Genomic DNA, 20,850 nt, shown 5'->3' on the forward strand with positions numbered 1-20,850 from the left:
TGGGTCAAAAGCTACTCCGCCGCAGTGACGTCGGTTCCGTGGAAAGGCAATGCACTATGAGTCGAACTCCCAACATTTTGCTCATCACAACCGATCAGCAGCATTACGCTGCGATCGGCAGGAAGACCGAGCTCGTGAAAACCCCGGCGCTCGACCGGCTCGCAGATGAGGGAATGCTGTTCGACCGCGCATATTGCGCCAATCCGCTGTGCTCCCCCTCCCGTGCGTCCATCATCACCGGGCAATACCCGTCGATGCACGGGTGCTGGACGATCGGTACCAAGCTCGACGAAGACCGCCAGACTGTGGGACAGCTGCTCACTGAGGCGGGGTATGCAACGTCGCTGATCGGTAAGGCCCACTTTCAGCCATTGAGTTCCTTGCCGGACCAGACATCTCTCGAGGCGCCGCCCACGCTGCGCGACCTTGACTTTTGGCGCGGGTTTTCCGGACCGTACTACGGCTTCGAGCATATCGAGCTCGCACGCAATCACGGTGACGAATTTTGGGCCGGGCAACACTACGCCATCTGGATGGAGGAGAAGGGTCTGAGCAATTGGCGCGACTACTTCCAGGACGAAAGTGAGACAGCGAGCCGTCTGCACTCATGGGACCTGCCGGAACAATTCCACTACACGACCTTCGTCGGAGAGCGCAGCGTTGCCGCCATCGAAGCGGCAGTGGATGCCGACACGCCGTTCTTCACGTGGGCGAGCTTCCAGGACCCGCATCCGCCATATCTCGTTCCTGAGCCCTGGGCCAGCATGTACGACCCGGCGGACATTGAATTGCCGCATATGGAACCGGGCGAGTTGGACCTCATGCCCGAGTGGTTCAGGAAGACCCAGGAAGGCGCGCCCGACTTCAGCGCGTGGCAGGAGACCCCATTCCAGAACCACGGGTTCGAAAGCCATCTCATCGACGAGCAAGCCCTCCGCAAGAACATTGCCGTCTACTACGGCATGATCTCCTTCATCGACCACGAGATCGGCCGGATCCTGGACCGGCTTGACAGCTTGGGAGTGGCGGAGAACACACTCGTGGTTTTCACCTCAGATCACGGCCATTTTCTCGGGCAACACGGTTTGATCGCGAAGGGCCCCTTCCACTATGAGGATCTGGTGCGAGTGCCGATGCTGGCGCGCTTTCCGGGCAGGATTCCCGCCGGAGTGAGTACGACGGCCATGCAGAGCCTGGTCGATCTTGCCCCGACTTTCCTGCAGTTCGCCGGGCTCGACATCCCCCTCGACATGCAGGGCATCAGCCAGGTATCTACGTGGAAGACCCCTTCCACTCCGGCACGCGGCCACGCCATTGTCGAGAACCGCCATCAGCCGACCAAGGTGCACCTGAGAACCTACGTCGACGAGCGGTACAAGCTGACCCGATATCGAGACCAGCCGTACGGAGACCTGTTCGACCTGCTCGACGATCCCGGCGAAACCCACAACCTCTACGACGACCCCTCGAAACGTGCGCTGCGCGGGCAACTGGCAGAGGACCTGACCAACGCAGAGCTCCGCCGTGAGGTGAGCAAGTATCCTCGCATTGCCCGCGCATAAGGTTCTCGAGATTGTCCCTGCTCCCGCGCGCAGCTCGCGTGAGAGAGTGACGGTAAGAATGGGAGCGTGACGATGCCTGCAGAGCGATCGGCCGTGACGAGAACAGACGTCGCGAAGCTGGCCGGTGTCAGCGTCGCCGTCGTGAGCTACGTCGTGAACAGCTCACCCAAGTCCGTAGCGCCTACGACGCGCGCCAAGGTTCTCAACGCCATCGATCAATTGGGCTACCGCCCGAATGCCGCAGCCCGTGCGTTGAAAAGTGGTCGTAGCCGACTGCTCGGCTTGATCATCCCCGACAACACGAACCTCTACTTCGCCGAGATCGTCGCGAAAGTGGAAGAGTACGCGAGCCTCAGTGGCTACGACGTGCTCTCTGGAAGCTCGTCACGATCCCTGGCGAGAGAGGCGGCACTCAAGCGGCAGATGCTGCTCCGCCAGGTCGACGGTCTCCTCCTTCTCAGCAACGAATCTCGCCCAGATGTCTCCGACTTTCAGAATGCCAATGTTCCCGTCGTCCTCTTAGGGCGACAGGAAGGCTTCGAAGGAGCCATCGCTGTCGGCGATGACCACCGAGCGGCCTCGTACGCCGCAGTGACGCACCTGATCGCCCACGGCCACGACAACATCGCGATGCTCATCGGTGACTCGCCTTCGGGCGGCAGGGAGCGCGGCTGGGAGGACGCCTTGGCTGCCTCGCCGGGCACACGCGGCATCGTCATTCGGCGGCCGTTCACACGAGCCGGTGGCTATTCGGGCGTGGACGAACTCCTGTCTGGTGCCCACGATCATCCGACGGCGTGCTTCGTCGGCTCTGACATCCAAGCGGTCGGGCTGCTCCGAGCTCTTCACGAGCGAGCGATCCGCATTCCCGACGACATGGCCATCGTGTCCTTCGACGGCGCAGAGGAGTCGGAGTACTGCTGGCCGCCGCTCACGGCGATCCGCCAGCCCGTCAGTCTCATCGCCGAAACCGCGGTGGCCGCCGCGATCGAACGTCGAAGCGACGATTTCATTTCCTACTCAGCCGAATTGGTCATTCGCAAATCATGCGGATGCGATGGTGCGGCAGCCTTTTAGAAACGCCTGCCCAGTACAACGCCAGCCTGCATTTCGCATGCACCCCCTGTAGACTGTTCTCATGCCTGTCAACATCACGATCCGAGCGGTTCCCGACGACGTGCGCGACGAGCTAGCGGCGCGCGCGGCACGTGATGGCCGATCGCTGCAGGAGTACCTGAGCAGGGAGCTCGTCGAGCTCGCGGCGCGACCGAGCGCGACCGAGGCCATCCTTCGCGCCCGCATGAGAGCAGCGCACTTCCCATCCGTGGATGCCGACGCGATCCTCGACGATGTCGCAGCCGACCGCCGATAGCCCGCGGCCCTACCGCGAGACGGTCGTCGTCGACGCCTCCGCGATGGTGACCCTGCTGATCGATCCCGGCGACGTCGGCGACGCAATCGGTTCCCGGCTCTCGGGCGCGACGCTCATCGCGCCGACGCACCTGCTTCTCGAAGTCACCAATGTCCTTCGACGTCAACGAAACGCCGGCCTGCTTACGAACGATCACGCTGAGGCGGCCCTCGGCTCCCTCAGCGAACTGCCCATCGAACTCTGGCCATGGGAGCCAGTCGCAGCGCGCTCGTGGCAGCTCGGCAGCAACCTCAGCAGTTACGACGCCGCCTACGTCGCACTCGCGGAGCAGACCGGGTCGGTGCTGATCACGCGCGACGGCCGTTTGGGCAGGGCCCCCGGCATCCGCTGTGCTGTTGAACTGTACTGAGGGCGACACTGTCACGACGCGACTCGAGTTCCCCTCGACTACCCTTGGCCCTATGGCCCGCGCACTTCTCGTCACGATCGCGGGGCTCATCGTCTCCGCGTGGATCGGCTTCGGTCACTACCTCTTCGGCATCGCCGGCGCGCTCACCCCGCTGTACGTGTTCATCGGCGTCGTGCTCTTCGTGCTGCACGTGTTCCTGGGCCGCGCCATCGTGCTCACGAAGCGCAACGGCTACCGCACGCGGCCGCGCACCCTCGTGATCGCCGGGCTGTGCTGGGCCTGCGGCATCATCTGCGGCCTCACCCTGCCCAACACGACCGCGGGCGGCGGCCTCACGACCATCCTCACCGGCCCCCACGAGCCATCGCTCGGCATCGCGATCGGCGTCACAAACCCCGCCGGAATCATCTGCCTCGGCCTCGCCGTCACGGCCCTCGTGCTCGCCTACATCGATGTGCGCGGCGGCAAACCCCGCTACGACGAAGACGCGATCCTCGACGCCCAGGAGAGGGCGGCCCAGCAGTAGGAGCGTCAGCGGGTTGAGGAAGCCGGCGAAGCCGGCTGTCTCGAAACCCTTCGGGCACTGGGTTTCGAGACGGTCGCTGCGCGACCTCCTCAACCCGCACACGGTCGCTGCGCGACCTCCTCAACCCGCACACGGTCGCTGCGCGACCTCCTCAACCCGCACACCGCGGGAGTGCCGCGACCCCCTCACCAGCGGATGGCGCAGTCGCCAGCGCACGCACCTTCCCCAGACGCTGCGGCGTCACCCCTCGCGACGAGCGAGCACCACCGTGTCGGTCAGCTCGCCGTGCCGCCCATCGGGCCCGGTCGCCTCGCGCGTGCGAAGCTCGCCGATCAGCACCTGCCAGCCTTCCCGGGGCAGGCCGAGCCCGTCGAGCTCCTCCTCCGGCGAGAGGAAGCGGTGATCGCACGCCGCGCTCGGGTCCATCCACGGCGGCGGCCCAGCGTGGCCGACCACGAGCAGAGCGCCGCCCGGCGCAACGGCATCCGCAGCCCGGCGCAGTACCTCCTCCCGGGGGAACCCGTCCACCGGCGAGTGCAGGAAGCACGCCGACACCAGGTCGTAGGCGTCGTCGGGGCCCGGCTGCCACGCCGCGAGATCCTGCTGCACCCACGTAATCGAGGCGGCCGGCACGCCCCGGGAGGCGGCGAGCGCGGCGGCTCGCTCGAGCGCCGTCGGGGAGATGTCCATGCCGGTGACGCGCCATCCGCTCTCTGCGAGCCAGACCGAGTCGCCGCCTTCGCCGCAACCGAGGTCGAGCGCGCGACCCGGCTTCAGCGAACCGACCACGTCGACGAGCGTCGCATTGGCGCGCCCGCTCCAGATCTGCGCGGATTCACGGTACCGCCCCTCCCAGATGCTCTGCGCGTCGCCGTGCTCAGTTCCGTGACCGGTGCCTTGCCCTGCGCCGTGCCCGGCTCCGGCCCCATGCTCATGGTGGTCCATCTGATCCTCGTTCCCTGTCATTCCTTCTTGCGTCTCATTCGCTCGTCGCGTCACCGTCAACGTAAACCCACGCGCCGTCGACCCGCTCGAACCGGCTGACCTCGTGCAGCGAGCCGCGCTCGCCGCCGACCCTGAAGTACGCGCGAAACTCCACCGTGCCGCTCTGCTCGAGCATGCCCCCGCCCTCGGTGCGCAGCACGTCGAGCCGCCGCCACTGCTGGTCGGCGTCGAGTTCGAGCGCGCCCGGCCTGGTTCGCGGATGCCACGTGGCAAGCACGTAGGCCGCGTCACCGACCGCGAATGCCGAGTACCGCGACCGCATCAGCCGCTCGGCCGTGGGCGCCGTCGCCTCGCCCCGGTGGAAACGCCCGCAGCACGCGGCGTACGTCTCGCCGCTCAGGCACGGGCAGCGGTCGGAGTCCGCGATCACCGGCCGCTTCTTCCCGAAGGGCCCAGCAACGCGCCGTGCGCCGCGTCCATCGAGGACGATCTGTACCTGAACAGCTTCATTGCCTCTCCCTCCCCCTCAGTTCTATCGCCTTTACGCCGCGCCCAGAGCGACCTCCACCCGTGGCACGCTTGCGACCACCGCCCGTAGCGCTCCCGCGCGACCTCCACCCGTAGCGCCCTCGCGGGACCCCATAAGGGTTCGCGGGACCCCATATAACGGGTCCCGCGAGCGCACGTCGGGTCCCGCGAGAGCCGTGACGCCCCTTGCGAGGCTACTTAAACCGGTTTAGTGTGCCGGGCAAGAGGGCCAGCGAGCGTGCAATGGCGAAAGACGGGGAGCCTTGTGAAGCAGAACGAAGCGGATGCCGGCGCGGTCGCCCCGACGCCGGCGGGCTCCCGCGCATCCGCACCCCCCGCGACCGCAGCGGCACCCCGCGCATCCGCACCCCGCCGCGCCGCCGCCCAGCACCCCACCATCTCGGACGTCGCGCACGCCGCCGGCGTCAGCAAAGGGCTCGTCTCGCTCACGCTCAACGACCGCCCAGGGGTGGCGCAGCAGACGCGCGACCGCATCAACGCCGCCGCCGAGCAACTCGGCTGGCGGCCCAACCCCGGCGCCCGCGGGCTCACCATGCGGCGGGCCTACTCCCTGGGGTTCGTGCTGCGCCGCGACCCCATCACGTTCGAGGTCGATCCGTTCTTCGCGGCGTTCGTCGCGGGGGTCGAGCAGGTGCTCTCGGCGCGTGGGCAGGTGCTCGTGATCAGCATGGTGCACGACCAGGAGGCCGAGATCGGCACCTACCGCCGACTGCACACGGACAACCGGGTCGACGGGTTCCTGATCACCGACCTGCTCGGCCATGACCCCCGCATCGACCTCGTCTCCGAGCTCGGCAGCGCGGCCGTCACCCTCGGCCGGCCGAGCACGCCCTCGCCGTTCCCGGCGATCACGCGCGACTACGACCGCGGCATCCGCGACCTGGTCGGTCACCTCGTCTCCCTCGGCCATCATCGCATCGCGCACGTGGCGGGCGACGGTCGCATGCAGCACGCGCACGGCCGCATGGAGCGCTACGTGCAGGTCGCGCGCGATCTCGGCATCGAGCCGCTCATCGAACCGAGCGACTTCTCGCCTGAGGCAGGGGCGAAGGCCACCCGCCGCCTGCTCGACCGACCGGAACCCCCCACCGCCATCGTCTACGCGAACGACCCCATGGCCGTCGCGGGCATCGCCGTGGCGCACGAGCGCGGGTTGCAGTTGCCCGCCGATCTCTCGATTGCCGGCATGGATGGCGCCGACCTCGGCCGCTACGTGTACCCCACCCTCACGACCCTCGACAACGACCCGCTCGGCTGGGGGCGCGCGGCTGCGACCACGCTGCTCGCGCTCATCGACGACGGGTCGGCCCCCGACCTCACGCTGCCGCCGGCCGCTCTCATCAGGCGCAATTCGACGGCGGCTCCGCGCACAATACGCAGCACACGCACCACCAGCACCACATCGAACAAGGAGACATGATGCAACGACGCACGCGACTCGCGACCGCGGCACTTCTCACGGTCGCCACTCTCGGCCTCGCCGGCTGCACAAGCGGCGGCGGCAACAACAACGGAGGCGACGCCACGAAGGCGCACGGCCCCATCACAATCTGGTATTCGAACAACGAGCAGGAGGTCAGCTGGGGCAAGGCCATGGTCCAGGCCTGGAACTCCGCGCACCCGAAAGAGAAGATCAAGGGCCAGGAGGTTCCCGCGGGCAAGAGCACCGAGGAGGTCATCGGCGCCGCCATCACCGCCGGCACCACGCCCTGCCTCGTGTTCAACAACCTGCCGGCCGCCACGGGCCAGTTCCAGAAGCAGGGCGGCCTGGTCGACCTCTCGAACTTCCCCGGCGCGAACAACTACATCGAATCGCGCAGCGGCAAGAAGGTCGCCGACCAGTACAAGTCGTCCGATGGCGACTTCTACCAGATGCCGTGGAAGTCGAACCCGGTCATGATCTTCTACAACAAGGACATCTTCGCCAAGGCGGGCCTCGACCCCGACAACCCGAAGCTGTCGACCTACGCCGACTTCCTCGACACGGCGAAGCAGATTGTCTCGAGCGGCGCCGCCAAGTACGCCATCTACCCCTCGCCGACAAGCGAGTTCTTCCAGCCGAACTTCGACTTCCTGCCGCTGTATGCGGCAGAGTCGAACGGCACGTCGATCATCGAGAACGACAAGGCCACGATCGACAGCCAGGCGGGCCTCGACGTCGCCACCTTCTGGAAGAGCATCTACTCCAACAACCTGGCGGGCAAGGAGCCGGTGCAGTCCGACGCCTTCGCCAGCGGCACGTCCGCCATGGCCATCGTCGGCCCGTGGGCGATTCCGGTGTACAAGAAGATCAACTGGGGTTCGGTTCCGGTTCCCACGAAGAACGGCACGAGCGCAGATAAGACCTACACGTTCCCTGACGCGAAGAACATCGGCATGTACACGTCATGCAAGAACCAGGGAACGGCGTGGGATGTGCTGAAGTTCGCGACGAGCAAGGCTCAAGACGGCAAGTTGCTTGAGACGACGGGCCAGATGCCCATTCGAACCGACCTGCCGACCACGTTCGCCGACTACTTCACCAAGAACCCCGCATACAAGGAGTTCGCGAACCAGAGCGCCCGCACGGTCGACGACCCGACCGGGCCGAACACCATCGCCACCCTGCAGGATCTGCGCAACTTCTACACGAAGTCCGTCATCTCGGGCCAGGGCAACCTGAAGAGCGATCTCGCCCAGGCCGCCAAGAAGATGACCTCGGAGTGGAACAGGAAGTAGCGCCGTGAGTGCCACGACAGGCAGTGCCCGGCAGAGCGGCGCCGGCCCCGGCACCGGCAGACGAGCGGATGCCGCGGGCGCGACCCGACGGTCGGGCACCGGCCCGCGGCATCCGCTGAACATCAGGATCTTCGGGCGAAACCCACTCGGCTGGCTGTTCAGCGCTCCCTACCTGGTGTTCGTCATCGCGATCTTCGCCTACCCGCTGGGCTTCGCGATCTACATGTCGTTCTTCGACTACTTCTTCGCGGCGCCCGGGGCGCACGTGAACCGGCCGTTCGTGGGGTTCGAAAACTTCGTGCAGGTGTTCCAGGACCCGCAGGTGCTGCAGTCCTTCGTGAACGTGGGCGTGTTCCTCGTCATCAACGTGCCGCTCACGGTGGTGCTCTCGCTCGTGCTGGCGACCGCGCTGAACAAGGTGGTGCGGGCGCGCACGTTTCTGCGTGTGAGCTACTACGTGCCGTACGTGACGGCGAGCGTCGCGGTCGTGGGCGTGTGGCTGTTCCTGTTCAGCCACGACGGACTCGTGAACCAGATTCTCGGGCCGCTTGCGCCGCATCCGTCCTGGCTGTCGAATGCGGCGCTGGCGATGCCGACGATCGCCATCTTCGTCACGTGGAAGCAGCTCGGGTTCTACATTCTGCTGTACCTGGCCGCGCTGCAGAACGTGCCGAACGAGCTGTACGAGTCGGCGGCGACCGACGGGGCCGGGCGCGTGCGCGCGTTCTTCTCTGTGACGGTGCCGGGGGTGCGGCCGGCGACCGTGCTGGTGCTTCTGCTGTCGACCGTGGTGGGCGCGAATCTGTTCACCGAGCCGTACCTCTTGACGGGCGGCGGAGGGCCGAACGGGGCATCCGCTTCGCCTGTTCTCGTCATGTACCAGCAGGGCATCGAGCAGGGGCACCCCGGGTATGCGGCAGCGATCGGGATCGTGCTGGTGATCGGCGTGCTGATCATCGCGTGGCTGCAGAACCGGTTCGCGGGCGGGAGGGAATCATGAGCCGCAGAAACCGCCGCATCGGCACCGACCTCAGCCGCGGGCAGTCGGTGCTGCGCGGCATCGTGCTCACCATCGGCGCGATCGTGTTCCTGTTCCCGTTCTATTACATGATCATCGGATCGCTGCAGTCCGAGCCAGACACGACGCTCGCCGGCGCGTTCCCCAACCCCGCCAACCTGACCGGCCACAACTACGCGGCCATCAATTCGCGCATCAATCTGCTGAGCGGCCTCGTGAACTCCGGCATCTTCACGGCCGGTGTGCTCATCGGCACGGTCGTGTTCGGGCTGCTCGCCGGCTACGCGCTCGCCGTGCTGCAGTGGCGCGGGCGCGGGGTGACGTTCGCGCTGGCGCTGCTGGTTCAGGTGGTGCCGTTCCAGCTGCTGCTGATCCCGCTGTATGTGCTGATCGCCCGCAACTACGGGCTGGCCGACAACTACCTGGGCATGATCCTGCCGTTCGCCATCAACTCCACGGCGGTGATCATCTTCCGGCAGTACTTCCTGCAGGTGCCCAAGGAGCTGTTCGACGCGGCGCGCATCGACGGCGCCGGCGAGTTGCGGCTGCTGTGGCGGGTGGCGATCCCGCTCGTGCGGCCGGCGCTCGTCACGGTGATCCTCATCACGTTCATCGGCCCGTGGAACGAGTTCCTCTGGCCCTTCCTCGTCACCAAGGAGGCGAGCATGCAGCCGCTCGCGGTGTCGCTGGCGAACTACATCAGCAACGTGGCCTCCTCCACCGCCAACCCGTTCGGTTCGGTGCTGGCCGGTGCGGTAGTGCTCGCCGCGCCGGTCGTGATCCTGTTCATCGCGTTCCAGCGCTACTTCATCTCGACCGACATCGGCTCCTCGGTGAAGGGGTAAGCGGGCCGACACTCATGAACGAAACAGAGCGGATGGCGCCATCATGCACCCCCTGACCACCGACGCGCTGCGGGCCTCCTACGCCGAGGCCATGCGGCACGAGAACCCTGCGACGGGCGCCCTCTCGACCGGCCAGTTCTCGGCCTCGTATCCCGAGCGACCCGACTGGGCGATCGGGCCGTTCGCGCGCGACGAGGCGTTAACATTCCGGCCCACCGGCCAGTGGCCCGACCCGACCGACGTCGGCTGGACGAGCGCGTCCATCATCAACCCGAGCCTCATCGAGAAGGACGGCCTGCTGCACCTCTTCTACCGGGCCTCCCCGGTGAAGGAGTCCCTCGCGAGCCGCATTGGCCACGCCGTCTACACCGCGCACGCCGGCTGGCACGACGACCCGCGCAATCCCGTGGTCTTTCCCACGTTCGACAACGAACTGCTCGGCTGCGAGGACCCGAAGGTGTACTCGGCCGAGGGCCGCTACTACCTGTTCTCCAACGGCATCTGGCCGCTCGCCGGCACTGCCGAGGTCGAGCAATACCCGTCGCCCGGCTGGCCGCTTGGCGAGGTGGGTTGCGACATCAACCTCGCGGTCAGCGACGACCTGGTGCACTGGCAGCACCTCGGTCTGGCGGTGCCGCACGAGGTATCGCGGCTGTGGGCGAAGGGCGCCGTCGTGCCCACCGACGAGCGGGGCGAGGCGGTGCGCTTCGGCGGCGAGTACCTCATGTTCCTCTCCGAGGGCTGCAACGGCGAGGCCACCGTGGGCCGCTCGAGCGACATGGAGCACTGGCAGTTTGAGACGCAGCCGTATCTCGACATCTCCTCGCTCGGCCACCTGCACGAGGTCGCCTGCGCGGCCGTCGTCGGCGACACGCTCGTGCTCGACTTCTTCTACAGCGACCACGACGGCGCGTTCGCGGCCGGGCAGGCGCGGTATGCGGCATCCGACCCATTCACGCAGCGCGAGCTGCACCGCGGCGGCTCGCTTGCGTGGGGCGGTCTGCGTCGCTGGCGCGGCTCGTGGGTGTTCGCCCAGGGCTGGGATGCGCCACCCGGCGAGCGCGCGCTCTACCTGTACCGATCTGCGTGAGTCGGCGGCCGTGAGGCCGGCGCATCCGCTTGTTTCATCAATGTTGGGAGTCACCTCATGACCACCGCCTTTCCGTACACCCTCACCCGCCTCGGCGTGCTCATGGAGCCGCTGCCGGGCGACGAGATGGAGGCCGAGGGCGTGCTCAACCCGGCCAGCGGCAGAGGGCCGGATGGCGAGTTGTATCTTCTGCCGCGCCTGGTAGCGGCCGGCAACGTCTCGCGCATCGGCCTCGCGCGCATCGTGCTCGAGCACGGGGTGCCGGCGTCGGTCGAGCGGGAAGGAGTGGTGCTGCAGCCCGAGCGCACCTGGGAGCAGGGCGCGCAGAACGCCGGCGTGGAGGACCCACGCGTCACGTTCGTCGCCGAGCTGGGCGTGCACGTGATGACGTATGTGGCATACGGCCCGCTCGGCCCCTACACGGCGATCGCCGTGAGCGAGGACCTGCGCTCATGGAGGCGGCTGGGCCCGGTGACGTTCGACTACGACGACGAGCTCGATGTGGACCTCGGGCTGTACCACAACAAGGACACGGTGTTCTTCCCCGAACCGATCACGGCACCGGATGGCACGGCAAGCCTCGCCGTGCTGCACCGGCCCACGTGGGATCTCAGCGGAATCCGCCCGGGCGAAACCGCACGGCCGCCGGCCTGGCTGCCCGACGAGCGCCCGAGCATCTGGATGAGCTTCGTGCCACTGGAGGCTGCGCTGGCTGATGTGCGCGCCCTCACCCGCTGGGGCCGGCACCGCGTCGTCGCCGCGCCGGAGTACCCGTTCGAGGAGCTGAAGATCGGCGCGGGCCCGGCGCCCGTGCGCGTTCCGGAGGGCTGGCTGCTGCTGCACCATGGCGTCACCGGCGAGCTCGTGCCGGGCGTGGCCCAGCAGCAGAACGTGAACTACGCGGCAGGCGCCATGCTGCTCGACGCCGCCGAGCCGTGGCGCGTGCTGCAACGGACCCCTTCGCCGCTGCTCTCGGCCGACACCGACGACGAGCGCAGCGGAATCGTGCCCAACGTGGTCTTCCCGACGGCCATCGAGTCGGTGGACGGCGTGCGCTACGTCTTCTACGGCATGGCCGACTCGAAGATCGGCGTGGCCCGCCTCGAGCGCGCTACCGCTCCCGGGACCTAAAGTTCCCTCCGCGGACCCCATACAACGGGTCCCGCGAGCGACTTCCGGGTCCCGCGAGCGGGCTTTACCTCACCGAGCAGCGTCCACTCGGCGAGTCTGACGCACGGGCCCGAGTCCGACGGGCACCTCGGCCTGGCGCACGCCCACGTGGCTCAGCTCCCCAGCGAAGTGGCAGGCGACGTGCCGGCCGGGCGCCAACTCGATCAGCGGCGGCTTCTCCGTGGCGCAGATGGATCGTTCAGGGTTCGCCATCGGCCCGATCGGGCAGCGTGTATGGAACCGGCATGCCGCCGGCGGGTTGATCGGCGTGGGGACTTCGCCGCTGAGCACGATGCGTTCATGGGTGCGTTCACGCACCGGATCGGGCTCGGGCACCGAAGAGATGAGGCTGGCGGTGTACGGATGCAGCGGCTCGGCGGCGATCGCCTCTGCTGGCCCGCTCTCCACGATCTCGCCGAGGTACATGACCATCACACGGTCTGAGACATGGCGAACGGTGGCGAGGTCGTGCCCGATGAACAGGTACGAGAGCTTCAGTCGCTCCTGCAGTTCGCGCAGCAGGTTGATCACCTGGGCCTGCAGCGAGACATCGAGGGCGGCAACCGCCTCATCCAGCACGATCAGACGCGGGTTCACGGCCAGCGCTCGAGCGATCACAATGCGCTGGCGCTGCCCGCCCGAGAACTCGTGCGGGAACCGGTCGACCACCGCCGCATCCATGCCGACAAGGTCCAGCAGCTCGAGCACACGCTTGCGCGCGGCGGCACGGCTCTCCCCGGCGAGCCGCAACGGCTCTCCGATAGCGCGGCCGACAGTCATGCGCGGGTTGAGGGAGGCCATCGGGTTCTGGAACACAAGCTGAACGTCGCGGTTATAGCGGCGCAGGCGACTTCCGGTGAGACCGACGACCGAGCTGTCGCGATACTTGATATCGCCCTCGGTCGGCGGCTCGATGCCGAGAATGAGGCGGCCGAGGGTCGACTTTCCACAGCCGGATTCGCCGATGAGTCCGATGGTCTCGCCGACGTTCACGGTGAGGCTGACACCGTCGACGGCCCGGAGCGTCTGTGTGCGGCGGCCGAACAGCGTTCGCCGGCCCGTCGAATACTCGCGGCGCACGTCCTGGACGTCCAGAAGCGCCTCCGTACTCACCGGCTTCTCAGCGAGCTCGGCCGTGGCTTCCAGCTCCCGCGGCGGCACTCCGTCAGCACCCGTGTGCAACCAGCAGGCACGGGAGTGGCCCGCGGCATCCGTCTGCAATTTCGGGTCGTCGACCCAGCACCGGTCGAACGCTCGAGGGTCTCTCGGGGCGTACGAACACCCGACGATAGGGGTGCGCATCGATGGCGGCCGGCCCTCGATGGCGACCAGCGGCAGCGAGCGCGGACGATCGAGTGAGGGTGTGGCGCCGAGCAGATCACGCGTGTATGGATGCTGCGGTGCCGTGAAGATCGTGTCGACCGCACCATGTTCCACGATTCGCCCGGCATACATGACCGCCACGCGCTGGCAGACACGCGCGACGATGCCGAGGTTGTGGGTGATCAGGATCACGGCCGTGCCGTTCTCGCGGTTCAGTTTGGCCAGAAGCTCAAGGATCTGCGCCTGAATGGTGACGTCGAGCGCAGTCGTCGGCTCGTCGGCGATGATCAGCTTGGGCCGGTTGGCCAGCGCCATGGCGATCATCACGCGCTGCGACATGCCTCCGGAGAAGGCAAGAGGGTAGTCGGCGAGGCGCGCCTCGGGGTCGGGGATGCCGACCTCGCGCATCAGCTCGACGCTACGCCGGGCCGCCTCTGCCTTGCTCACCGGATCATGGGCGCGAATCGCCTCTGTGAGCTGGTCCCGCACTCGCATAAGCGGGTTGAGCGAGCCGACCGGGTCCTGGAACACCATGCCGATGCCGCCGCCGCGAACGACCCGCAGATCCTTCTCGCCGAGCGTCAGCAGGTCGCGTCCCTCGAACTCGACGCTGCCAGACTCCACCGAGCCGGGGCGGCGCACCATGTTGAGGATCGACAGTGCGGTGACCGACTTGCCCGAGCCCGATTCGCCGACGATCGCGAGAGTTTCCCCTGGCATGAGGTCGAAGCTGACGCCGCGCACGGCGTTGACCGGCCCGGACTCGGTGTGGAAGGTCGTGACCAGATCCCGCACCCGCAGGATCGGCTGGGCCGCCTCAGCGCCGGCTGCCGAGCTCATCGGAGCCGCTGGCGTCTCGGGTATCATCGCGCTCATCGTTTCAGGAGTCCTTTGTTCAATCCGTCGCCCACCAGGTTGAAGGCGAGCACGAGTGCCGTGACAACGACCATGGGAGCGACCGCATAGAGAGGAGAGCGTGAGAGGAAGGTGATGCTCGTGCGCAGCAGCGAACCGAGCGAGGGGTCGGGCGGGCGCACGCCGATGCCGACGAAACTCATCGCGCCCTCAATGAACACGGCCAGCGAAAAGCTCAGGGCGGCCTGAACGATCAGCGAATCGAGGGCGTTCGGCAGAACATGGCGGAACAGCACACGCAGCGGCGGCGCCCCGACGATGCGCGCCGCCGTCACATAGTCACGCGAGCGAAGGCTTCGCACGGTGTTCCGGGCAAGACGGCCGAACAGCGGCACGTTCACGAAGCTCACCGTGATCAGCACCGCGGCGAGCCCCGGCCCGATGATCGCAGCCACGGTTACACCCATGACCAAGCCGGTGAAGGCAAGGGTCACATCGAAGAACCGTTGGATGATGACGTCGAGCCATTTCGTGGCGACGCCGATCGTTCCCAGCAGCGTGCCCACGACCGCGCCGATGGGCACCGCGATCACGCCGACGATGAGATCCTGCCGAGCCCCGTAGATCACCCTGCTGAGCAGGTCGCGGCCGTATTCGTCGGTGCCGAGCCAATGCGTGCCGGAGGGCGGCAGGAACGCATCCGGCCCTTGAGCGGTCGGCGAGTATGGCGAGATCAGAGGCGCCAACAGTCCCGCGCCGAAGATGATGACGATAAGCACGATGCCCACAATCGCGCTCGGTGTGGTGAAGCCACGCATGAGACCGGAGTGCCCAGCGCGAGCACGCCGGGCGGGGGCCAGAGCGAGTGCCGTGGTGGTCGGTGTAGCGGTCATGCTCGCTCCAATCGGATGCGGGGGTCCATCGCAGCGTCGACGATGTCGGTGATGAGCTGCACCACGATGAAGACGAGAACGGCGATCAAGAGGAGATCTTGGGTGAGCAGGTAGTCGCGCCCGGTGACTGCCTGCAGCAGCAATTGCCCGATGCCGGGCCAGGCGAAGATGGTCTCGACGATGATCGCGCCTCCGAACAGCTGCCCGATCTGAATACCGAGAACGGTCAGCACGGGCGGCAGCGAGTTAGGCACCACGTGGCCGATCATGAGGCGCGATGGTCGAATGCCCTTGGCGATGCCCGTCTGCACGAAATCCTGATCGAGCGTTTGGCGCATGGAAGCCGAGAGGAATCGCGCGATGGTGGCGCCCGTGGGGAGGCTGAGCGCGATGGCGGGCATGAGCAGGTACTGCCAGCCCAATGAGAAGTCACGGATGCCGGGACCAATGCCGCCCGCCGGCAGAACGCGCCAGCCGACCGCGAACAGCAGGATGAGCAGCACGCCGGTGACGTAGGTAGGAATCGCGATGCCGAACGAGGTCAGCGCCGACAGCGTCGCCTGCGACGCTCTTCGCTTCGCGATGCCCTGGAAGTAGCCGATCAGGCCGCCGCCGACGATCGCGAACACGAGGGCGCCGATCGCCAATTCCGTCGTGTTCATGAGGCTCTCAGAGATGAGCTGCGCGATCGGCGCGTGAAGAATGTATGAGTTGCCGAGGTCACCCGAGAGAATCCCGCGCAACCAGATCAGGTACTGGGTGATGAGCGGCTGGTCCAGCCCGAGCTGATGCCTGATCGCTTGCACGGTGGCGGTGCTGGCATCGGGACCGGCGAGCGCAGCGGCCGGGTCGCCGGGCGCCAGCCGCAGAATGAAGAAGATCACGACCGATGCGACGAACAGCACCACGACCGCTGAAGGCAGGCGCCGCAGCGTGTATCGGAACATGAGGCTCCTGAGGGGTCAGGATGCCGGGCGACCGCTCGGCGGCCGCCCGGCATCGGGTCACTTCTGGATGTAGGTCGAGTCGAGGTCGAGATAGTCGAGCATCGTCTCCGAGAGTCCCTTGACCTTGGACGAGATGGCGAACGTGTGGGTGCTGAGCACAAGGTCGCTGACGAACTGCTGGTCGAGCAGGAAGCTGTTCATCTTGTCGAGGGTCGCCTTGCTCGGCACCCCGTTGGAGAGCCAGAGCTCGTTCGCCAGCTGCTTGTACTCGGCGTTGTCGAACGACGACGCGTTCGCATCTGCGTTGAACGGGAACGCACCCTTCACGAGCGTCGCGGGGTTCAGCTGACCGAATCCGTGACCGGTCAGGAACATGCCGTCAAAGCCGCCGGTGCGCAGCTTGTCGAGGAAGTCACTGGCCTGTAGCGGAATCAGATTGGGCTTGAGGCCCACCTGAGTCAGGTCGAACTGTGCGATCTGCGCGATGCCCGTGTTCGGCTGGAATCCGGCGTCGTAGTAGATGTTCACACTCTTGCCGACCGCATCCGCTTCTTCGAGCAGCTGCTTGGACTTCGCGAGGTCCCTGGCGAAGTGGTCCACCAGGCTCTTGTCGTAGGCGGGCGAGCTCTCGGCCCACGGCAGCGACGCGACAGAACCGATTCCACCGTCGACCTGCTCGAGGATGCGCTTGCGGTCGATCGCGTAGGAGATCGCCTGGCGCACCCGCTTGTCGGAGAGCAGCGGAACGGTCACGTTGGAGGCGATGTACTGCACGGAGTCATTGGCGTCGGAGAGTTCCAGTTCGTAGCCGGAGGTGTCCTTCAGCGATGCCGCATCCAGCGGCGCCAGGTCCATGGCGAGATCCGCCTGACCCGACTTCAGCTGGGAGAGCATCGACTGTGAGTCGCGCACGACGGTGATCTGAACGCCGTCGAGATACGGCGCACCCTTCTTCCAGTAGTCGTCGTAGCGCTCGAGAGTGAATCCCTGCCCCGGAGAATACTGCTTCACAGAGAACGGGCCCGTTCCCATGAAGCTCTTGCCCGCGAGCGCGTCATCGATGGCGGCGGCCTTGATTATCGGCGTCATGAGGAACAGGTCCATGGTGTTGCTCATGGCCTGACTAAAGGTGATGACCACCTCATGGTCGTTGGGAGCCTGCATATCCGAGATGGCGGTGGCGACGGATTTCGTCTGTGACGCGACCCCGGGGCGCTGCACGGCCTTGAGACTGGCGATCACGTCCGCTGCCGTGAAGGCGCTGCCGTCGTGGAAAGTGACGCCTTTACGCAGCTGGAACGTCAGAGCCTTGCCGTCGTCCGACATCTTCCACGAGGTCGCGAGTTCCGGCTCAGGCTTGAGGTCTTTGTGGTTGTAGTCGATGAGCGAGTTGAAGACCGTACGCGTCAGCGAGAAGTTCGGGTTGTTCTGGGCGAAAAGGGTGGCCGGCTGCACGTCGGCCGCCTGCACGATGTGCAGGATCCCACCCTTGGTCGGGCTGTTGCCGTCGGGTGATTCCGCCTTCTGGACCGCGGAGGTGCACCCGGTGAGAACGACCGCGGACGCGACCGCGATGGTGGCCAGGGAGAGCATACGCGAACGTCGCATGCGGCGAGCCATGTGTAAAGGCATGCTGTGACTCCTTTGTCTGCGTCGCCGGCTTCTCCGGCGACCCACGATCACTATAGTTACCGCCTACAACTTAACGCAAGCGACCGAGATCAGACCGTGATCTTCGGCTCGAAGGCGAGCGGGTCGTGGAAGAACGCATCCAGCAGGAATGACGCGGAGGCGACCGTTGGCGCGAGGTCACCGAACGCCGAGGTTACGACAGGCGTGAGGGCCGCCTGCTGAGTGGCGGATGAGAAGGTGGAACGGAACGCCTCAAGATAGCCGGGTGCCGTGGTGACCAGCCCGGCGACAACGACCATTCCCGGGTTGACCAGATCGACCATGAGCGCGGCCGCTCGGCCGAGCTCTCGCGCCCTGGCCCCGATGAGTTCATTCGCCTGCCTGTCGCCATCGCGCGCGATCTCAAGCAACGTGCGCATCGATCCGCCGGGTCTCAGTATCCCCTCGGCCACGGCGGCGTCGGTGATGGCGCTGTCGGTGGCAACGGTGCCGAGGCATCCGGTGCGACCGCAACTGCATACCGCCCCTTCGAGGGCGGTTGGAAAGTGGTCGATTCCTCCCGCACCGCCGCGCGGCCCCCGCCGCAATACTCCCTCTGAGACGAAGGCGGAGCCCAGGATGTTTCCGCTCCAGATCTCGAGAAAGTCTGAGCTGCCCTTGGCGGCCCCAAACATGCTCTCTGCCAGAGCCAGGCCCCGCACGAGCTGGTCGAAATACCGCGGCAGCCCGTCGAAGTCTGGCAGTAGCGATGGGAGCGGAACGTTCTGCCACTCCAACGGAAGGTATTCGACGATCGTCTCCCCCGAAGGATCGATCCAACCACCGATGCTCGCGCTCAGGCCGAGTAGACGGCCCGTCGCCGACGAAGCTTCGAGTGCCTCATCGAGGCCGGAAGCGATGAGCTCCGCAACGCTCTCCGGATCGTGCTGGCGATAGGGATGCCGCTGTTCCAGAAGCACCTCACCGCGAATGCTGACGATCCCGATGCGGATCTCGGTAACGCCGAGATGCACCGTGGCGGCGACGCGCTCGGAGTCGCCGAGTTCGAGCGGAATCATCGGCCTTCCGGTCGCCGCCCGGCGCGGCTCGCCTTCGCGCAAGAGCCCGGCCTCCACGAGCTGGCCTGCCACACGCGTGATCGTGGCCCGGGTCAGCGCGAGCCTGTCGGCGAGTTCGGCTCTGGCTTGTGGCCCTCCGACCAGGACCGCCCTGAGTACGGACGCCGCATTGCCGCGGCGGAGGTCGTCTGAGGTGGTCAGGGAAGGCGGCCCGCTGATCCGCAGACCTCGCACATCGGAAAGCGACATCCGCATTCTCCTTCCCCATTCGGCTTATGCGTCTGGCACCGGCGCGAGTATAGTTACTGCCAGTAACTTTACCCCTGACGAGGAAAACCCACGAAGGCGAGGGCCCGTGCGACCGAATGTGCTGTTGATCGTAGCCGACGACATGGGCTATTCCGATCTCGGATGCTACGGCGGCGAGATTCCCACTCCTGTTCTGGATTCTCTGGGACGCCGAGGGGTACGTTTCTCGCAGTTCTACAACACCGCTCGATGCAGCCCCTCCCGGGCGTCACTGCTGACCGGTATGCACCCGCATCAGACCGGCATCGGCGTACTCACGCGCCCCGACCTTCCTCATGGTTACGCGGGCACGCTCGACCCGCGCGTGCCGACAGTGGCGGAGATGCTGCAGGACGAGGGGTACGAAACGGCCCTCTTCGGCAAGTGGCACCTGGCCGCCGACACTCAGAAGCCCAATGCCTCGTGGCCGACCCGCCGTGGCTTCGGCGAGTTCTTCGGAACGCTGGCGGGATGCTCAAGCTACTTCGATCCGCAGACGCTCACGGCCGGCGAGCGTCCGGCGTCCGACGCAAAGGACGACCCGGAGTTCTATTACACCGACGCGATCGGCACGCGGGCGCGCGACTGGGTGCAGGGGCGCGGCGAGGGCGCGCATCCGTTCTTCATGTATATGGCATTTACCGCGCCGCATTGGCCGCTGCACGCTCTGCCAGCCGATATCGAGGCGGTGCGCGGCCTGTTCGATGAGGGCTGGGACGAGCTGCGCACGCGTCGCCTCGAGCGTCTGGAGGCGGAGGGGATCCTGCCTGAGGGCACGAGGCTGAGCGAGCGCGACCCCAGCCAGCCGGCCTGGGACAACGCGGCGGACCGCGACTGGCAGGTGCGCCGCATGGAGGTGTATGCCGCGCAACTCGTGGCTCTTGATCGTGCCGTCGGAGGCGTCGTTGAGGCGCTGCGTGCGCGCGGCGAGCTGGAGAACACCCTGATCCTGTTCCTGTCTGACAACGGGGCGTCGGCCGAAGAGCTGCCGCTGGACGACCCGGGCGCCTTCGTCCAGAAGGACGCGGCGATGCGCACCGGCACGCGTGACGGGCGCCCACTCGCCATCGGCAACCGCCCCGAGGTGGTTCCCGGGCCCGAGAACACATATGCCAGCTACGGGGTGCCGTGGGCGAACCTCTCGAACGCTCCATTGCGTCGCTACAAGCGTTGGGTGCACGAGGGCGGCATCTCCACCCCGCTGATCGTGAGCTGGCCGGATGGCGGCCTGGCAGAGGGCGCGGTCGTCGAAGAGCCGGCCCAGCTGGTCGACGTGGTGCCGACCATCCGCCAGGCTCTCGGCCTGGGCCAGGTGGAGGCTCCGGAGGGCCGCTCGCTACTGCCGCTGCTTCAGGGGACGGATGCTGCCGGCGCGACCCAATTCTGGGAACACATCGGCAACGCCGCCGTGCGCCGCGGCCGTTGGAAGCTCGTTCGTGACTATCCGCAGCCATGGGAACTGTACGACATCGATGCCGACCGCACCGAGCTCGACGATCTGGCTGCCGCCAACCCCGAACTCGTTACCGAGCTCTCTGCCGCCTGGCAGGAGTGGGCCGATCGCGTCGGGGTTCTCCCCTGGGACGCCATGCTCGAGCGCTATCGCGCTGAGGGTCTGCCTGAGTGGCTCACGGAGGAGTAGAGGGCCTC

19 protein-coding genes are annotated in these 20,850 nt (G+C 66.6%); 12 read left to right on the top strand and 7 right to left on the bottom strand.

The window, feature by feature from the left end; translation table 11 throughout:
• Window positions 1-56 precede the first annotated feature (56 nt).
• The 5 genes from OSC27_RS09810 to OSC27_RS09830 all read left to right on the top strand — a co-directional run bounded on the left by OSC27_RS09810 (window position 57) and on the right by OSC27_RS09830 (window position 3,869).
• A complete protein-coding gene (locus OSC27_RS09810) occupies window positions 57-1,562 on the top strand; it encodes a sulfatase (RefSeq protein ID WP_267181283.1) in 1,506 nt (501 codons plus the stop codon).
• Window positions 1,563-1,634: 72 nt separating this feature from the next.
• A complete protein-coding gene (locus OSC27_RS09815; RefSeq protein WP_267181718.1) occupies window positions 1,635-2,639 on the top strand; it encodes a LacI family DNA-binding transcriptional regulator in 1,005 nt (334 codons plus the stop codon).
• Window positions 2,640-2,700: 61 nt separating this feature from the next.
• The gene (locus tag OSC27_RS09820; protein WP_267181284.1) at window positions 2,701-2,934 is read left to right on the top strand and encodes a FitA-like ribbon-helix-helix domain-containing protein; all 234 of its coding nucleotides are present in this window, start codon (window positions 2,701-2,703) and stop codon (window positions 2,932-2,934) included.
• Window positions 2,891-3,343 (top strand): type II toxin-antitoxin system VapC family toxin, encoded by a 453-nt coding sequence (locus OSC27_RS09825; RefSeq protein WP_267181285.1) that lies wholly within the window; start codon window positions 2,891-2,893, stop codon window positions 3,341-3,343. The genes OSC27_RS09820 and OSC27_RS09825 overlap by 44 nt, the downstream gene beginning before the upstream one ends.
• 52 nt (window positions 3,344-3,395) lie before the next feature.
• Window positions 3,396-3,869, top strand: a complete 474-nt coding sequence (locus OSC27_RS09830) for a hypothetical protein (protein WP_267181286.1) — start codon at window positions 3,396-3,398, stop codon at window positions 3,867-3,869.
• 240 nt (window positions 3,870-4,109) lie between these two features.
• Here the strand turns inward: OSC27_RS09830 and OSC27_RS09835 are convergent, their stop codons facing one another.
• On the bottom strand, window positions 4,110-4,835 hold the full coding sequence (locus tag OSC27_RS09835) for a class I SAM-dependent methyltransferase (RefSeq protein ID WP_267181287.1): 726 nt from the start codon (window positions 4,833-4,835) through the stop codon (window positions 4,110-4,112).
• Window positions 4,836-4,848: 13 nt separating this feature from the next.
• Window positions 4,849-5,241, bottom strand: coding sequence for a YchJ family protein (locus OSC27_RS09840; protein WP_267181719.1), 393 nt, complete (start codon window positions 5,239-5,241; stop codon window positions 4,849-4,851).
• A gap of 366 nt (window positions 5,242-5,607) precedes the next feature.
• On the opposite strand from OSC27_RS09840, the gene OSC27_RS09845 reads away from it, so the two are divergent.
• The 6 genes from OSC27_RS09845 (at window position 5,608) to OSC27_RS09870 (ending at window position 12,165) form a co-directional block, all read left to right on the top strand.
• On the top strand, window positions 5,608-6,783 hold the full coding sequence (locus OSC27_RS09845) for a LacI family DNA-binding transcriptional regulator (RefSeq protein ID WP_267181288.1): 1,176 nt from the start codon (window positions 5,608-5,610) through the stop codon (window positions 6,781-6,783).
• Entirely contained in the window at window positions 6,783-8,081 is a 1,299-nt protein-coding gene (locus OSC27_RS09850) for an ABC transporter substrate-binding protein (protein ID WP_267181289.1), read from the top strand. The genes OSC27_RS09845 and OSC27_RS09850 overlap by 1 nt, the downstream gene beginning before the upstream one ends.
• Window positions 8,082-8,196: 115 nt before the next feature.
• Complete coding sequence (locus OSC27_RS09855) at window positions 8,197-9,081, top strand: carbohydrate ABC transporter permease (protein ID WP_267181720.1); 885 nt, start codon at window positions 8,197-8,199, stop codon at window positions 9,079-9,081.
• A complete protein-coding gene (locus OSC27_RS09860) occupies window positions 9,078-9,944 on the top strand; it encodes a carbohydrate ABC transporter permease (RefSeq protein ID WP_267181290.1) in 867 nt (288 codons plus the stop codon). The genes OSC27_RS09855 and OSC27_RS09860 overlap by 4 nt, the downstream gene beginning before the upstream one ends.
• 43 nt (window positions 9,945-9,987) lie before the next feature.
• Window positions 9,988-11,034: a hypothetical protein gene (locus OSC27_RS09865; RefSeq protein WP_267181292.1), complete on the top strand. Its 1,047-nt coding sequence runs from the start codon at window positions 9,988-9,990 to the stop codon at window positions 11,032-11,034.
• A gap of 57 nt (window positions 11,035-11,091) precedes the next feature.
• Window positions 11,092-12,165, top strand: coding sequence for a glycosidase (locus OSC27_RS09870; protein WP_267181293.1), 1,074 nt, complete (start codon window positions 11,092-11,094; stop codon window positions 12,163-12,165).
• A gap of 69 nt (window positions 12,166-12,234) precedes the next feature.
• Here the strand turns inward: OSC27_RS09870 and OSC27_RS09875 are convergent, their stop codons facing one another.
• The 5 genes from OSC27_RS09875 to OSC27_RS09895 all read right to left on the bottom strand — a co-directional run bounded on the left by OSC27_RS09875 (window position 12,235) and on the right by OSC27_RS09895 (window position 19,161).
• Complete coding sequence (locus OSC27_RS09875; protein ID WP_267181294.1) at window positions 12,235-14,367, bottom strand: ABC transporter ATP-binding protein; 2,133 nt, start codon at window positions 14,365-14,367, stop codon at window positions 12,235-12,237.
• Between the two features lie 32 nt (window positions 14,368-14,399).
• Window positions 14,400-15,275 (bottom strand): ABC transporter permease, encoded by an 876-nt coding sequence (locus tag OSC27_RS09880; RefSeq protein ID WP_267181295.1) that lies wholly within the window; start codon window positions 15,273-15,275, stop codon window positions 14,400-14,402.
• A complete protein-coding gene (locus OSC27_RS09885) occupies window positions 15,272-16,222 on the bottom strand; it encodes an ABC transporter permease (protein ID WP_267181296.1) in 951 nt (316 codons plus the stop codon). The genes OSC27_RS09880 and OSC27_RS09885 overlap by 4 nt, the downstream gene beginning before the upstream one ends.
• 57 nt (window positions 16,223-16,279) lie before the next feature.
• Complete coding sequence (locus OSC27_RS09890; protein ID WP_267181297.1) at window positions 16,280-17,830, bottom strand: ABC transporter substrate-binding protein; 1,551 nt, start codon at window positions 17,828-17,830, stop codon at window positions 16,280-16,282.
• 113 nt (window positions 17,831-17,943) lie between these two features.
• A complete protein-coding gene (locus OSC27_RS09895) occupies window positions 17,944-19,161 on the bottom strand; it encodes an ROK family transcriptional regulator (protein ID WP_267181298.1) in 1,218 nt (405 codons plus the stop codon).
• A gap of 118 nt (window positions 19,162-19,279) precedes the next feature.
• Between OSC27_RS09895 and OSC27_RS09900 the strand changes: the two genes are divergently transcribed.
• Window positions 19,280-20,842: an arylsulfatase gene (locus OSC27_RS09900; protein WP_267181721.1), complete on the top strand. Its 1,563-nt coding sequence runs from the start codon at window positions 19,280-19,282 to the stop codon at window positions 20,840-20,842.
• Window positions 20,843-20,850: the final 8 nt, after the last annotated feature.

It is taken from the genome of Microbacterium sp. STN6 (genome assembly GCF_026410545.1).
Taxonomy (GTDB): domain Bacteria; phylum Actinomycetota; class Actinomycetes; order Actinomycetales; family Microbacteriaceae; genus Root112D2.